This window comes from Brevundimonas sp. GW821-FHT09G01, from assembly GCF_059416065.1.
In genome coordinates this window covers 23,675-37,399 of record NZ_JBWKOL010000005.1, presented here as the reverse complement: position 1 = coordinate 37,399, position 13,725 = coordinate 23,675, and the positions used below count along the sequence as shown (strand labels likewise).

12 protein-coding genes are annotated in these 13,725 nt (G+C 69.4%); 5 read left to right on the top strand and 7 right to left on the bottom strand.

All coding sequences use genetic code 11. The annotated features are described in order from the left end of the window. Positions 1 to 74 precede the first annotated feature (74 nt). On the bottom strand, positions 75 to 2,288 hold the full coding sequence (locus AC07NB_RS10955) for a TonB-dependent receptor (protein ID WP_291836982.1): 2,214 nt from the start codon (positions 2,286 to 2,288) through the stop codon (positions 75 to 77). Between the two features lie 176 nt (positions 2,289 to 2,464). Between AC07NB_RS10955 and AC07NB_RS10950 the strand changes: the two genes are divergently transcribed. Together AC07NB_RS10950 and AC07NB_RS10945 are read left to right on the top strand one after the other, a co-directional pair. Beyond that, positions 2,465 to 3,184, top strand: a complete 720-nt coding sequence (locus AC07NB_RS10950; RefSeq protein WP_494571017.1) for a TetR/AcrR family transcriptional regulator — start codon at positions 2,465 to 2,467, stop codon at positions 3,182 to 3,184. Further along, positions 3,181 to 3,951, top strand: a complete 771-nt coding sequence (locus AC07NB_RS10945; protein WP_291836979.1) for a LytTR family DNA-binding domain-containing protein — start codon at positions 3,181 to 3,183, stop codon at positions 3,949 to 3,951. The genes AC07NB_RS10950 and AC07NB_RS10945 overlap by 4 nt, the downstream gene beginning before the upstream one ends. A gap of 9 nt (positions 3,952 to 3,960) precedes the next feature. On the opposite strand, the gene AC07NB_RS10940 is transcribed toward AC07NB_RS10945, so the two are convergent. The 4 genes from AC07NB_RS10940 to AC07NB_RS10925 all read right to left on the bottom strand — a co-directional run bounded on the left by AC07NB_RS10940 (position 3,961) and on the right by AC07NB_RS10925 (position 8,275). Further along, complete coding sequence (locus tag AC07NB_RS10940; RefSeq protein ID WP_494571016.1) at positions 3,961 to 5,427, bottom strand: carotenoid oxygenase family protein; 1,467 nt, start codon at positions 5,425 to 5,427, stop codon at positions 3,961 to 3,963. 80 nt (positions 5,428 to 5,507) lie between these two features. After that, complete coding sequence (locus AC07NB_RS10935) at positions 5,508 to 5,927, bottom strand: DUF2141 domain-containing protein (protein WP_492312133.1); 420 nt, start codon at positions 5,925 to 5,927, stop codon at positions 5,508 to 5,510. A gap of 244 nt (positions 5,928 to 6,171) precedes the next feature. Further along, positions 6,172 to 6,726: an ActR/PrrA/RegA family redox response regulator transcription factor gene (locus AC07NB_RS10930; RefSeq protein ID WP_492312132.1), complete on the bottom strand. Its 555-nt coding sequence runs from the start codon at positions 6,724 to 6,726 to the stop codon at positions 6,172 to 6,174. Positions 6,727 to 6,802: 76 nt separating this feature from the next. Further along, entirely contained in the window at positions 6,803 to 8,275 is a 1,473-nt protein-coding gene (locus AC07NB_RS10925) for an ActS/PrrB/RegB family redox-sensitive histidine kinase (protein ID WP_494571015.1), read from the bottom strand. Between the two features lie 53 nt (positions 8,276 to 8,328). Here AC07NB_RS10925 and AC07NB_RS10920 point away from each other — a divergent pair, with 53 nt between their 5' ends. From AC07NB_RS10920 to AC07NB_RS10910, 3 genes are all read left to right on the top strand, one after another. Continuing rightward, positions 8,329 to 8,952: an SCO family protein gene (locus AC07NB_RS10920; protein WP_494571014.1), complete on the top strand. Its 624-nt coding sequence runs from the start codon at positions 8,329 to 8,331 to the stop codon at positions 8,950 to 8,952. Between the two features lie 283 nt (positions 8,953 to 9,235). Beyond that, positions 9,236 to 10,516 carry a polyhydroxyalkanoate depolymerase gene (locus tag AC07NB_RS10915; protein ID WP_291838891.1) on the top strand — a complete coding sequence of 427 codons (1,281 nt, stop codon included), beginning with the start codon at positions 9,236 to 9,238 and terminating at the stop codon, positions 10,514 to 10,516. Then, positions 10,482 to 11,198, top strand: a complete 717-nt coding sequence (locus AC07NB_RS10910) for a M48 family metallopeptidase (RefSeq protein WP_494571013.1) — start codon at positions 10,482 to 10,484, stop codon at positions 11,196 to 11,198. The genes AC07NB_RS10915 and AC07NB_RS10910 overlap by 35 nt, the downstream gene beginning before the upstream one ends. Positions 11,199 to 11,206: 8 nt before the next feature. Here AC07NB_RS10910 and AC07NB_RS10905 read toward each other — a convergent pair whose 3' ends face one another. Further along, positions 11,207 to 11,443 (bottom strand): hypothetical protein, encoded by a 237-nt coding sequence (locus AC07NB_RS10905; RefSeq protein ID WP_291838884.1) that lies wholly within the window; start codon positions 11,441 to 11,443, stop codon positions 11,207 to 11,209. A 79-nt stretch (positions 11,444 to 11,522) separates the two neighbouring features. Next, positions 11,523 to 13,640, bottom strand: coding sequence for a PBP1A family penicillin-binding protein (locus tag AC07NB_RS10900; protein WP_492312127.1), 2,118 nt, complete (start codon positions 13,638 to 13,640; stop codon positions 11,523 to 11,525). Positions 13,641 to 13,725 lie beyond the last annotated feature (85 nt).

Below are 13,725 nucleotides of genomic sequence, written 5' to 3'. Positions count from 1 at the left end.
CGGGCGCCAGAAGAAAAGGGCGGCGGCTCGTCAGAACCGCCGCCCTTGATCGGAACCGATCAGGCTTCAGAGGGTCAGAACTTGAACTGAACCGTGGCGGTCACCGTCTGCGGCGGGCCGTAGTAGCCGATCAGCGAGTTGTCGAACGTCGCGCCCGCGAAGTTGTAGGCGCCGACACGGTATTCCTCGTCGGTCAGGTTCTTGCCGTACAGGCCGACCGTGAAGCGGTCGCTCGGATCGGTCCAGACCACCGACAGATCGACCAGGCTGTAGGCCTGCTGGTCGAGGACCGGGTTCGGGAACTCGAACTGGCTGTAGTCGCCGCGGTAGGAGATCGACGGCGTCACCGCCAGCTCGCCGCCCGCCACGTCGCCGATCCAGGTGAAGCCGAGATAGCCGGTCCATTCCGGCGCGTTCTGCAGCACGACCTGGCTGGAGATGTCCTCGTATTTCGCGGTCGTCAGATTGTAGCGGAGGAACTCTTCGAAGTCGGAGTGCAGATAGCCGATCGCGAAGTTGGCGGTCAGGTTGTCGAGGATCCGCAGGCGGCCTTCCAGTTCGGCCCCGTAGAAGGTGGACGAGCCGACGTTGTCGACGAACGAGGCGATGCCGCCCACCGCCGGAACCTGGGTCGTCACCTGCTGGTCGTTGTACTCGTTGTAGAAGATCGACGAGGCGAACGAGAGCCGGCTGAGCGAACCCTTCAGGCCGATCTCGTAGGAGTCGACCGTTTCGGGGTTGTAGCCGTTGACCGTGTCCGGCGTCAGGATCGCGTCGCCGCGCATGTCGAAGCCGCCCGACTTGAAGCCCCGCGAGAACGAGGCGTAGGTCGTCAGGTCGTCCGTCAGGTCATACGACAGGGCCACCTTCGGGGTGAACTGGTCGAAGTCCTTGGTGCGCCGATAGTCGGTGCGCAGCAGGGTCGGCGCGCGGGCCGTGCCGCCCAGCAGCGGGCTGCGGGTCGCGCCGGCGTAGTTGGCCCGGAACACGCGGCCGGTCTTTTCGTCCAGCGTATAGCGGCCGCCCAGCGACAGGTGCAGCCGGTCGGTCAGGTCCAGGTTCACGTCCGCGAAGAAGGCGTAGCTGGTCGTGTCGACATAGCCGGAGGTCCCGATCACGAACTGGCTCGCCACCGGCAGCAGGGGGTTGCCGACGATGGTGTCGAACGCGCCCTCCGCATGGCCGTCCAGGTAGAAGAAGCCCATCACGCCCTGGATGCGGTCGTAGTTGAACAGGAACTGGAACTCCTGGGTGATCTGGTCGTCCGAATAGTAGGCGGGGATGTCCAGCGTCGGCGCGGGGGTGTTGTCGAAGTCGATGACGGTGTCCGTGTCGCCTTCGCGCCAGGCGCTGATCGACTTGAACGTCCAGTGGTCGTTGACGTCGATCTGGATCGTGGCGGACAGGCCCTGGTTCATCACCGAGTTGTTGTCGCCGATGCCTGCGTAGGTGTCGTAGACGCTGCCGGGAACGCCCGAGTTCGGGGTCGCGCCGGCCACTTCGCGGTGGCCGTGGCGGGGGTTCGAGTCGTCCTCGGTGCGGTCGTAGGCCAGACGGATCTGGACGTCCTCGCGCGGTTCCCATTCGGCGCTCAGCCGGCCGGCCAGCACGTCCTTGTTGTAGTGCTCGGCGCCGGTGTTCAGATTCGTGCCGTAGCCGTCGCGCTGATAGCTGGCGATGGCCCCGCCGACGCGGAAATTGTCGGCCAGCGGCAGGCTGCCCATGGCCAGAAGGTCGGTCTGATTATAGCTGCCGTAGGACCCGCGCAGCGTCAGTTCCGGATCGGCGGACAGGCGCGAGGTGACGTATTTGACCGCGCCGCCGACGGTGTTGCGGCCGTACAGCGAGCCCTGCGGGCCGCGCAGGACCTCGATGCGCTGCACATCATAGATGTCCAGCACCGCGCCCTGAGGACGGGCGACATAGACGTCGTCGACGTACAGGCCGACGCCGGGCTCGAAGCCCCAGAGCGGATCCTGCTGGCCGATGCCGCGGATGAAGGAGATCAGCGTCGAGTTCGAGCCGCGGGCGACCTGGACGGTGGCGTTCGGCGTCTGCTGCTGCAGGGCCGTGATGTCGGCGGCGCCGGTCTGTTCCAGGCGCTCGGCGCCGATGGCCGAGACCGAGATCGGCACATCCTTCAGCGCTTCATCGCGACGACGCGCCGAGACGACGACTTCGTCCAGCGTCGACGCCCCGTCCTGGGGGACGTCCTGCGCCATGGCCATGGTTGAGAGCGCGCTCCAGGCGGCCCCCGCGAGCAAGGCGGTTTTCACGAGTCTGTTCATTTGCAGCCCCAATCCCTGATGTTTCCGGTGTCGACGCTTTTATTCAGCGTTCAATGATTTTCCGGGAAGGTAACCGTTTTCCCTCCTCTGTCAAACCGTGGCGCTTCCGCGACGGAAGCGTGGCGGAAACCTGTGGCGCCGTTGCACTGGCGGGGTCCCACGGCCTAGCGTGGGCCATGACCAAGCTTGATGCGCCCGCTCCCGATTCCGAGGTCCGCCCCGCGCGGCGGGGCCGGCCGCCGAAAACGCGGGCCGCCGGCGGCACCGACACCCGGGAATCTATTCTCGACGCGGCCGAGGACCTGTTCTCCAAGCACGGCTTCTACGGCGTCACCATCCGCGAGGTGGCGCGCGAGGCCGGAGTCGATACGGCGCTGGTCCACTACTATTTCGGGGCCAAGCGCGGCCTGTTCGACGCCGTCTTCCTGCGCCGGGCCGAGGTCTGGAACAACGAACGGGTCGACGCCATCAATCGTTACGCCCGCGAGGTCGGCGAGACGATGACGCTGGAGGGGCTGCTGGAGGCCTTCCTGCGTCCGCCGTTCCAGTGGTCGCTGAAGGGCGGGCCCGGCTGGAAACACTATTCGGCCCTGGTGGCCCAGACCAACGCCAACCCGACCTTCGGCGGCGAGACCATGGCCCGCTATTTCGACCCGGCGATCCGGCGGCTGATCGAACTGATCAAGCAGGTCCTGCCCGAGGCGCGCGACGTCGACCTGTACTGGGCCTATCACAACCTGTCGGGCGCCCTCACCCTGACGCTGGGCGAGACGGGCCGCCTGGACCGCCTGTCCGGCGGCCTGTGCCGCTCCGGCGATCTGGAGAGCGCCGCCGACTACATGGTGCGCTTCGCCGCCGCCGGCTTCCGCGCCGTCTGCACGCCGAGGCCCGAGTGACGGACGCGCCATTTCGTCTGTCGCTGACGCTGGATCGCAACCTGGTGAAGGGTCTGGCCGTCTCGTCGATCGCCGGGGTCGTGCTGGCCTTCACCGGCGCCTTCGGCATGACCGGCGCGCCCTTTCTGCACCGGTTGATCTACTGGGTGCCGCTCATGATCGGCGGGGCCGTCTGGGGGCACGTCTGCTCGCAGATCATCGAGCGCTGGATCGACTTCGACCGCAAGCCCTGGCTCGGCGCCCTGGTCCTGACCGCCGCCATGTCCGTGCCGCTGACGTTCGTCGTATGGGGCTACACGGTCTTCCTGTTCGAACACGGTCGGCACCCGGCGGTCGGACGGCTGGTCTACTTCTTCATTCCGGTGACGGTCGTGACCGGCGTGATGAGCGTGCTGAACATCTTCCTGCAACGCGCCCCGGTGCAGACCCACGCCGCGCCCGTCGGCGGCGCCCCGGCCCGCTTCCTCGACCGCCTGCCGCCCAAGCTGCGCGGCGCGGCGATCCGGGCGGTGGAGTCCGAGGACCACTATCTGCGCATCCACACCGACCGCGGCTCGGACCTGATCCTGATGCGGCTGTCCGACGCCCTGACCGAGCTGAAGGGGCTGGAAGGCGCCCAGACGCATCGCAGCTGGTGGGTCGCGCGCAACGCCGTGCGCGCCGTCAGCCGGGGCGAGGGCCGCGCCACCCTGACCCTGGACGGCGGCGTCGAGGCCCCGGTCAGCCGGCGCTACGCCAAGGCCCTGCGCGAGGCCGGCTGGTACTAGGCGCCCTATCTAGCCGTTCCACAGCCCATGGAAGCCCGCCGGCAGGGCGATGTCCGCCCGCCAGCTGGCCGTCGGCCCGTCCGACACCCGGGCGGCGTCGAAGGCGTGCAGCTCGGTCACGCCCCGCCGCAGGTTGATCGCCGGCGCGACCAGCCAGGCGTCGATCTCGCCCGAACGGCCGGGCTTGGGGACCCAGACCGCCTCTTCCATGATCACGCCGTCGCCGAAGTCGAAGCCGTCCGAGCGCCCGGTCTCCCAGTCATGCACCGCCAGCCCCGTCGGCAGGGGCCGCCCGCCCCGCTCGCCCGCGACGTGGGCGGTGTAGCGCCGGGCCAGGCCGGCCCGGCGCGGATCGCTGCGCGGAAACTCGGCGGTGACGCCCGAGGACGTCATCTCCGCCCGCCCGTCGATATGCAGGGTCACGAGCGACAGCTGGGACGGTTCACCCGGCACGGTCCCCCGCCCCTCGACCAGGACCCGCGCACCTTCCAGCGCGAAGGTCATTTCCTTGCCCGCCGCCACGTCGAAGCGGATCGTCCCCGAGCCGTCCTCCCACGCGTCGCCCAGATGGAAATAGCTGAAAGCCGGCAGTTCGAAGATCCGGCGGCGGGTCAGGTCGGCCTTGTCGATGACCATGACCTGGGTCCCCAGTTCCGGCTTCCACGCGAACCGCGCCGCGAAGGGCATGGCGTCGTGGTCGAAGACCCAGGGCTGCATCACGATCACCAGGTGGCGGGCCGTGGCGGTGAAGTCGTGCATGTAGCAGGCGCGCGGCAGCGCGACGATCTCGGCGGTGTGCAGGCTGCGGTCGGCGTTCAGCCGCCAGACGACCATCCGGTCGCCCCACAGGCCGATGTTCCAGACCGTGCCGTCGGGGTCGTAGCGGGGATGGGCCTGGAAGGGCATGCCCTTCAGGTCGTCGCGCAGGGTGACGAACCCCTTGGTCGACAGGTCCGAGGCGTTCATGGCCAGGGGCGAACCGGCCTCCCACAGGGCCCAGACCTCGTCGCCCGCCATCATGATCGCCGTGTTGGCGGCGTTGGCGTCGTCGGGCGAGCCGACGCGGGCGCGGTCGTCTCCGGGGGTGCCGAAGCCGGGCGTGACCACGGCGTCGATCTCGCTCTCCCAGCGCCGCTTGGGCGTGTCGGCGAAGCGGGCCTCCAGCGTGGCCTGTCCATCGCGGACGCGGAAGGCGCGCATCAGGCCGTCGCCGTCGAACCAGTGGGTCGCCGACCCGCCCGGCCGCCGGAACTTGGCCGGGCCGTTGCGGAACAGGGCGCCCTCCAGCCCGGCCGGAGCCCGCCCCCTCGCCAGCCGCATCGCCCGGGGCGCGATATCGCCCTCGAGGTCGGCGGTGGCCAGGGCCCAGTCGGCTGACGCCTGCATGGCGGCCATGGCGCGGACCGTCTCCGGCGTGACGACGGCGGCGGACAGGGCGGCGGCGCCCATCAGGAAGTGGCGGCGGGAGGCGAGCATGACTGTCTCTTCGAAATTTGGAGTCAGGGGGTTCGGGGGCTCAAGCAGCGCAAGGCGCGTTAGCCCCCGAGAGAAAAAGCTCAGCGGATGCTGATCGTCTGGGCGGTGTCGCCCGAGACGGTGAAGCGCGCGCGGCTCCAGCTGGCCGGACCCATGTTGGCCGGAGCGTTGTTGGAGAAGGCGTAGGGCTCGCTGGGGATGCCGAACGGATTGGTGTTCATCTGGCCGTCGCCGTTGACGTCGTGGAACGCCTTCACCGCGTAGTCGCCGGCGGGCAGGTCGCCGAAGACAGCCACCACCGCGCCGCTGGCGTCGACCGCCTGGGCGGCGACCGGCTGGCCGGACTGATACGAGGCTTCGGAGTTGAACAGGGCGACCATGACCTTGCCGGTGCGGGCGCCGGTCTCGAAGGTCAGGGTGACGGTGGCGTCCTCAGCCTGGGCGGGGACGGCGGTCAGGGCCAGAAGCGCGGCGGCGGCCAGGGTGGCGATGCGGATCATGTCAGGGTCCTCAGGAAGAGACCCGACCACCGGGCCTCCGATGACCCGACCGTGCCGACCGCCTTCACGGGCCGCCACGCCGTTTGCAGGAGAGGACGCCCCGACTTCGCGAACGATCACGCCTGTCCGTTCGCGTTTCGCGAATGGACACCCCACTTTGGGCCGCGGACCGTCGGCCGCTACGCGGACCTCCCGACCCGACGCGGCTTGGGGTGGTTAGGGCGCGGCCGAACGTCGGCGCCTGTCAGCGCGGCGCGCGCTTAGCCAGGATGCGTTGCAGGGTGCGGCGATGCATGCCCAGACGGCGCGCCGTCTCGGAGACGTTGTGATCGCACAGCTCGTAGACGCGCTGGATATGCTCCCAGCGGACCCGGTCGGCGCTCATCGGATTGTCCGGCGGCTCGGGCGCCTCGCCGGTCATCAGCAGGGCCTTGACCACGTCGTCGGCGTCGGCGGGCTTCTGCAGATAGTCGACCGCGCCGGCCTTCACCGCCGCCACCGCCGTGGCGATGGCGCCGTAGCCGGTCAGCATGACGATGCGGGCGTCTTCGCGGCGGTCGCGGATCATCTCCACCACCTTCAGGCCATTGCCGTCCTCCAGCCGCATGTCCAGCACGGCGAAGGCGGGGAGCGAGGCGCGCAGGGCGTCGGTCGCCTCGGCCACCGATCCGGCCGTGGTCACCACGAAGCCGCGGCTTTCCAGCGCGCGGCCCATCCGGGTGCGCAGGGCGTTGTCGTCGTCCAGCAGAAGGAGGGTCTTGTCCTCCAGTGCGGCGATACGGGCTTCGGTCTCGGACATCTTCGTTCTCCTGCCGCTCAAGTCGGTAACGGCTGGCCTGCGGTCAAGGTTCAGACGGGGGGTGCGACACCACGGCTCACGAAGCCACCTCCAGCGCCGGACGCGGCCAGCGCACCGTCACACGGGCGCCCTTGGGCTGGCCCTTGCCGCCGTCGCCGGCGCCGACGCTGACCTTTCCGCCCGTCCGTTCCAGCAGGGTGCGGGCGATGAAGAAGCCCAGGCCCATCCCGCCCTGGCTGGGGGCGATCTCTTCAGGCGCGGGCGCGGCCTTCTTGGACTTGCGGCCCGGCGCGGCGGCGGCGACCGAGGCGGCGATCTGGGCGGCGAGGGCGCGGCGCGCCTTGCCCTGCGGTCGGCTGGTCACATAGGGCTCGCCCAGACGGGGCAGGATGTCGGCCGGGAAGCCGGGGCCGTCATCGACCACCTCGATCTCGATGAAGCCCGCGTCGACCAGGGCCCGCACCCGCACCTTGTCGGCGGCGAAGTCGGCGGCGTTCTCCACCAGGGTCGACAGGCCGTGGATGACCTCGGGCAGGCGGCGCACGCGCGGCGGCTTCTCGCCCGAGGCGGTGCGCACCGAAACCTCGAAGGCCAGGTCGAACCCCCGGTGCGGCTCGACCACCTCTTCCAGCAAGGCCTTCAGCCCGACCTCGGCGAAGGCGATGCCGCCCTCCTCCGGCTGCTGCGACAGGCGTTTCAGGATGTCGCGGCAGCGCTCGGCCTGCTGCAGGATCAGGGCGGCGTCCTCGGCCGCCGGGCCGTCGCTGGGCGAGGCCCGCAACAGCTCCTTGGCCACCACCTGGATGGTCGCCAGCGGCGTGCCTAGCTCATGCGCGGCGGCCGCGGCCAGACCGCCCAGCGCGGCCATGCGCTGTTCCCGCTGCAGCACGTCCTGGGTCGTGGCCAGGGCCAGCTCCAGCTTCTCGGCGTCCGCCGCCACCCGCCAGGCGTAGGCGGAGGTGAACACCACCCCCGTGGTCAGGGCCATGCCGATGCCGATCTTGTACAGCGACGGCAGGTTCAGCTCGGTCCCCGCCTGCCACGGCAACGGCAGGGAGAAGAAGAACAGGCAGACGGTGGCCAGCAGCACCAGCAGCCCCATCAGCACCGCCTGCCGGCCCGGCAGGGACGCCGCCGCCACCGTCACCGGCGCGACCAGCAGCAGGCAGAAGGGGTTCTGCAGCCCGCCGGTCAGCCCCAGCAGGGTCGAGATCTGCAGGATGTCGAAACCGAGGTGCGCCGCGGTCAGGGCGCCGTCCGGCGTCGAGCCGTCGCTGCGCTTCAGCCGGGCGGTGGCGTTCAGGTTCATCGCCACGCTGGCCGCGATGGCGGCGAGACAGCCCCACAGCGGCAGGTCGAAATGGAACCAGGCGGTGGCGGCGAAGATGGTCGCGCTCTGCCCCGTGATGGCCATCCAGCGCAGGATGACCAGGGTCCGCAGCGACAGGCCCCGGCTGCGTCTCGGCAGATTGCGCCAGTTGGCGAAACGCCCGCCGCCCTCGGGCGCGTCGGCGAACTGCGGCGTTGGATGATCTTCTGTAGCGCTCACGGCTCTTCTATAGACGCGTTCGGCTCGTTCGGGGCCTTTTCGAAAGGGTCGCGATGCCGCGCCGCTCCATCCTCGTCTTCGCCGGCGCCTGCGTCGCCATCGCCGCGGCGCTCGCGGTCGTCACCATGGTCGTCGTCGGTCGTCAGGCGCCCACGCCTCAGTCGCTTGAAGTCGGCTCAACCGGCCAGGCCCAGGTCGGCGGTCCGTTCCAGCTGGTCAACCAGGATGGACAGCCGGTCGATCAGACCATCCTGAACGGCAAATGGACCCTGGTCTTCTTCGGCTTCACCTACTGCCCCGACTACTGCCCCACGACCCTGACCATGCTGGAGGCCACCAAGGCCCGGCTGGGCGACAAGGCCAAGGACCTGCAAATCGTCTTCATCTCGGTCGATCCGGAGCGCGACACGCCCCAGGCCCTGAAGGACTACCTGTCCGCGGACGGCTTCCCCGAAGGCGTCGTCGGCCTGACCGGCACGCCGCAGCAGGTCCGCGCCGCCGCCGACGCCTACCGCGCCATGTACAGCAAGGTCGGCGAGGGCGAGGGCTACACCATGAACCACTCGCTCACGATCTATCTGATGGGGCCGGACGGACAGTTCCGCGGGCCGCTGGCCCACGACATCGGGCCGGAGCGCGGCGCCCAGGTGATCGAACGGAACATGGCGCGCGGCTGAAGACGGTCTACGTCCAATGCTGACGTAGGCGGGGCGTAAGATGGCGTCATGGTCACCTGCCCGCCCGCCGCCGGCCGCCGGCCGCCGCGCTTCACGCCCGGACGCTTCGGACGCTTCGGACGCTTCGGACGCTTCGGACGCTTTTTTCCAGCGGCCCGGGCCCGACGATACGGTCCGCGTCTACCCCGTTCACGATTTCGGTGATCGCCGATAATCTTTTTGCAGTGCGAAGCGTTCTATGTTGCCTTGCCGCACTCACGGCGGGGGCCGTCTCAGGACACGCATGCTGTACACGCTTCATGAGCTGGCCTACGCCTCGGCCGCTCCCTACCGGATCGGGGCCCAGATGGCCCGGGACTTCTGGACATCGCCGTTCAATCCGGCCGCCGACACCGCCATCGGGCGTACGGCGTTCGCCTCGGCCGAGCTGTTCGAAAGCGTCACGCGCCGCTACGGCAAGCCGTCGTGGGGTCTGGACGTCGTCACCATCGACAATCGCCCGGTGCGCGTCACTGAACAGGTGGTCTGGTCCTCGCCCTGGTGCCGCCTGGTCCGCTTCGCGCGCCACATCGGCGACCTTAAGCGCGCGGGCAAGCCCGCTGTCGCCCCGGCGGTGATGATCGTGGCCCCGCTGTCGGGCCACTACGCCACCCTTCTGCGCGGCACGGTCGAGGGCTTCCTGCAGGACCACGACGTCTACGTCACCGACTGGTCGAACGCGCGTCAGGTGCCGATGCTGGAAGGCCGCTTCGACTTCTTCGACTACATCGACCACGTCCGCACCATGCTGGCCCAGATCGGCCCGCGCGCCCACGTCGTCGGCGTCTGCCAGCCGGGTCCGCCGGTCCTGGCCGCCTGCGCCCTGATGGCCGAGGACGAGGATCCCAACCGTCCCGCCTCCATGACCTTCATGGGCTCGCCCATCGACGCCCGCCTGTCGCCGACGGTCACCAACCAGCTGGCCGAGGAAAAGCCCTTCACCTGGTTCAAGTCCAACATGATCCACACCGTGCCCTGGCCCTATCCGGGCTTCGGACGGCGGGTCTATCCGGGCTTCGTGCAGCTCTACAGCTTCATGTCGATGAACGAGGAAAAGCACACCGACGCCCACTGGCGCTATTTCCAGGACCTGGTCTCCGGCGACGGCGACGGCGCGCAGAAGCACGAGGAATTCTACGACGAGTACCTGTCGGTGCTGGACCTGTCGGAAGAGTTCTACCTGCAGACCATCGACATCGTCTTCCAGCAGCACCTGCTGCCGCGCGGCCTGCTGGAGCACCGCGGGCGCAAGGTCGACCTGACCAAGATCACCGACATCGGCCTGATGACGGTCGAGGGCGAGAAGGACGACATCTCCGGCGTCGGCCAGACCCAGGCCGCGCACGAACTGTGCACCAGTCTGACGGACGAGCGCCGCGTGCTGTACGTCCAGCCCGAGGTCGGCCACTACGGCGTCTTCAACGGTCGTCGTTTCCGCGACGAGATCTATCCCCGCGTCCGCGACTTCATCGCGGCCAACGAGGCCCTCAGTGCAATACCGCAACGGCCAGCGGCTGCCGCCTGAGGCGGTCGGGGTCCCCGCCAGACTCTCGGTGAATCCGCGCGCGCGCCGGCTGTCGATCCGCATCGACGGCCGCGCGGGCGAGGCGGTGCTGGTCGCCCCCTCCGAACGCAAGCTGGCCGAGGCCGTGGCCTTCGCCCGCACCAAGTCGGCGTGGATGCGCGAGCGGCTGGCCGAACGGCCCGACGGTGCCCCGCTGGAGCCCGGCGCGGTCGTTCCCCTGTTCGGGGTTCCGACCCGTCTGGTCGCCGTCGGCGGCGCGGGCGCGGCGCGGCTGATCGACGGCCCGGACGGCGCGGTGATCCAGTCCGGCGGCGAGGGCGAGGCGTTCGCCCGGCGCATCGAGAACCTGTTCAAGCGGCTGGCGCGGCAGGTGCTGGTCGAGCGCACCGAACATCACCTGCGCACCCTCGGCCAGCGCCCGGTGAAGGTTTCCATCGCCGACACCAAGTCGCGCTGGGGCTCCTGCAGCCCGCACAATCGCTCGATCCGCTACAGCTGGCGGGTGATCATGGCCCCGCCCGCCGTGGCCGACTACCTGGCCGCGCACGAGGTCGCGCACCTGGTCCACGCGGACCACAGCCCGGCCTACTGGTCGGTGGTGCAGCGGCTGGTCGGCGACCACCGCCCGTTCCGCAAATGGCTGCGGGACCACGGCCCCGCGCTACACGCGGTGGGGCGCTAGCGGCGGCGTTATTGCCCCAGAATGCAGGGGTACAGGTCGTAGCAGCCGTTGTTGCAGATTTCCCATGCCGTCACGTCCTCGATCGGGCACTGGGCGACGCATCGGAAATACTCGTCACAGATCGGATCGGCGCTGACGGCCGATGACCGGCTGACCTGAAGCTGGGACGCCATCGGCGCCGGAGCGAACGCCGACATCGATACGAGACCGAGAGCCAGGACAGAAACACGCAGAACTGCACGCATGAGATGATCCTCCCGTCGAAACGCAACCCTAAGTCTGGCGCTTCCGGGAGGTCAAGCACTCAGGCGGCGTCTGGACCCCTCAGAAGAACAGCGGGTCGGCCTTCTTCTCGGGCTGGGGCGCCGGTTCGGGGCGTGGCTCCTCGCGCTGGGGCTGCGGCTGGGTCGGGCGGATGACCGGCTGCTGCTCCGGGCGATTGGGCGCGGTGGGACGCGGGGCCGGCTGCGGCTCGAGCAGCCGCTCGTCCAGCGGATCGACATTGCTGTCGCCCGGCGGATTGTCGCCGAACAGGTCGCCGATCTGGCCGATCAGGCTTTCGACCGGGCTGGGCGGCTGCCAGCCCTCGGGCATGGCGGGGCCGTTGGGGATGGCGGGGGCGTTCAGGCGCGGCAGGGCCGCCTCCATGAAGCTGCGCCAGATGGCGGCGGGCGAAGAGCCGCCGGTCACCCCACGCATCGGGGTGTTGTCGTCCTTGCCGACCCAGACCGCGGTGACGAAGCCGCCGGTGTAGCCGACGAACCAGGCGTCCTTGTAGTCCGAGGTCGTACCGGTCTTGCCGGCCAGGTCGCGGCCGCCGATCGCCGCCGACCGCCCGGTGCCCGAGGTCATCACGCCCCGCAGCATCGAGTTCAGATAATAGAGGTAAGGGTTGGTGATCGCCTGGGCGGGCCCTTCGGCGCGGCTGGCGCGCTGATAGATGACCCGGCCCTGCGGGGTCCGGATGCGGCTGATGCCATAGGCCTGCACGCGCTTGCCGCCGTTGGAGAAGGCGTCATAGGCCTGGGCCATCTCGAGCGGCGAAACCTCCACCGCGCCCAGCGCCATGGCGGGCTCCAGACCGATGCGGCTGGAGACGCCCAGACGGCGGGCCGTGCGGGCGACATTGTCCCGGCCGATCTGGTCGGCGACGCCGGCGGCGATGGTGTTGGTCGACTGGGCCACGGCGTTGGCCAGGGTCATCTCGCCCGCGAAGGTCCCGGAGTAGTTGCGCGGCGACCAGTTGCCGATGTGGATCGGGGCGTCGTTGACCCGGGTCTCGGGCGTGTAACCGCTCTCCAGCGCTGTCAGATAGACGAAGGGCTTCCATGCCGAGCCGGCCTGGCGCCGGGCGTCGGTGGCGCGGTTGAACTGGCTGTCGGCGTAGGAGCTGCCGCCGATCATGGCGCGCACCCGGCCTTCACCGTCCAGCGCGACCAGGGCCGCCTGCTCCACGCCCTTGGACTTGTCGCGGTCCAGGATGCGGCGCACCGAGCGCTCGGCCTGGGTCTGCAGCGTCAGGTCCAGCGTCGTCTCGACGATCATGTCCTCGGTCGGCTCGCCGACCAGTTCGCGGATCTGCTTGTCCAGCCAGTCGATGAAGTACTGGGCGTGCTGGGTGGCCAGGGTGCGCGACACGCGCACCGGCTCGGTCACCGCCTGGGCGCGCTGTTCGGGCGTGATCACGCCGGCGTCGACCATCTCATTGAGCACGACGGTGGCGCGGGTGGCGGCCCGCTCGCTCTCGGACACCGGCGAATAGCGCGACGGAGCCTTCAGCAGGCCGGCCAGCAGCGCCGCCTCGCCGACGGTCAACTGCCTGGCGCTCTTGTCGAAATAGCGTTGCGACGCCGCCTCGATGCCGTAGGCGCCGGCGCCGAAATAGACGCGGTTCAGATAGAGAGCCAGGATCTCCTTCTTGGAGAATTTCATCTCCAGCCAGACCGCCAGCATCAGCTCCTGGACCTTGCGCTTCATGTTCTGGTCCGGGGACAGGAACAGGTTCTTGGCCAGTTGCTGGGTCAGGGTCGAGCCGCCCTGGACCACGCGCCCGGCGCGCATGTTGGACACGATCGCGCGGCTCATGCCGATCGGGTCGAAGCCGGGGTGGTGGTAGAAGCGCCGGTCCTCGATGGCGATGAAGGCCGCCGGGACATAGTCGGGCAGGGCGTCCAGGTCAGCGGGCGGGGCCTGCTGTGTGCCGCGCACCGCGATCAGGGCGCCGTTGCGGTCCAGATAGGTGATCGAGGGCTGGCGATCGACATTGTACAGGGTCGAGGTGTCGGGCAGGTCGCGGGCGAACACCGCGAAGAAGACGACCAGGAAGATGACGCCCCACACGCCCAGAACCGCGCCCCAATAGAGCACGCGCTGCAACGGCGTCCGGGCCGGCTTGTCGCCGCCCCCATTGGCGCCACGTCCGAAGCTGAAGCCACCGGCCATCTAAAACCTCACCCAACCCGCCCGACGGCCTTAGCCCATCGGACGGTGCACGGAAACGCCCCCGAGCGGTTGGCGGCTTGGAAAG

Coding starts and splice junctions, on each gene's coding strand:
- AC07NB_RS10955 (WP_291836982.1), bottom strand. CDS start 2,288: ATGAACAGACTCGTGAAAACCGCCTTGCTCGCGGGGGCCGCCTGGAGC.
- AC07NB_RS10935 (WP_492312133.1), bottom strand. CDS start 5,927: ATGATCCGCATCGCCACCCTGGCCGCCGCCGCGCTTCTGGCCCTGACC.
- AC07NB_RS10940 (WP_494571016.1), bottom strand. CDS start 5,427: ATGCTCGCCTCCCGCCGCCACTTCCTGATGGGCGCCGCCGCCCTGTCC.
- AC07NB_RS10920 (WP_494571014.1), top strand. CDS start 8,329: ATGCCGCGCCGCTCCATCCTCGTCTTCGCCGGCGCCTGCGTCGCCATC.
- AC07NB_RS10900 (WP_492312127.1), bottom strand. CDS start 13,640: ATGGCCGGTGGCTTCAGCTTCGGACGTGGCGCCAATGGGGGCGGCGAC.
- AC07NB_RS10915 (WP_291838891.1), top strand. CDS start 9,236: ATGCTGTACACGCTTCATGAGCTGGCCTACGCCTCGGCCGCTCCCTAC.
- AC07NB_RS10905 (WP_291838884.1), bottom strand. CDS start 11,443: ATGCGTGCAGTTCTGCGTGTTTCTGTCCTGGCTCTCGGTCTCGTATCG.
- AC07NB_RS10950 (WP_494571017.1), top strand. CDS start 2,465: ATGACCAAGCTTGATGCGCCCGCTCCCGATTCCGAGGTCCGCCCCGCG.
- AC07NB_RS10930 (WP_492312132.1), bottom strand. CDS start 6,726: ATGTCCGAGACCGAAGCCCGTATCGCCGCACTGGAGGACAAGACCCTC.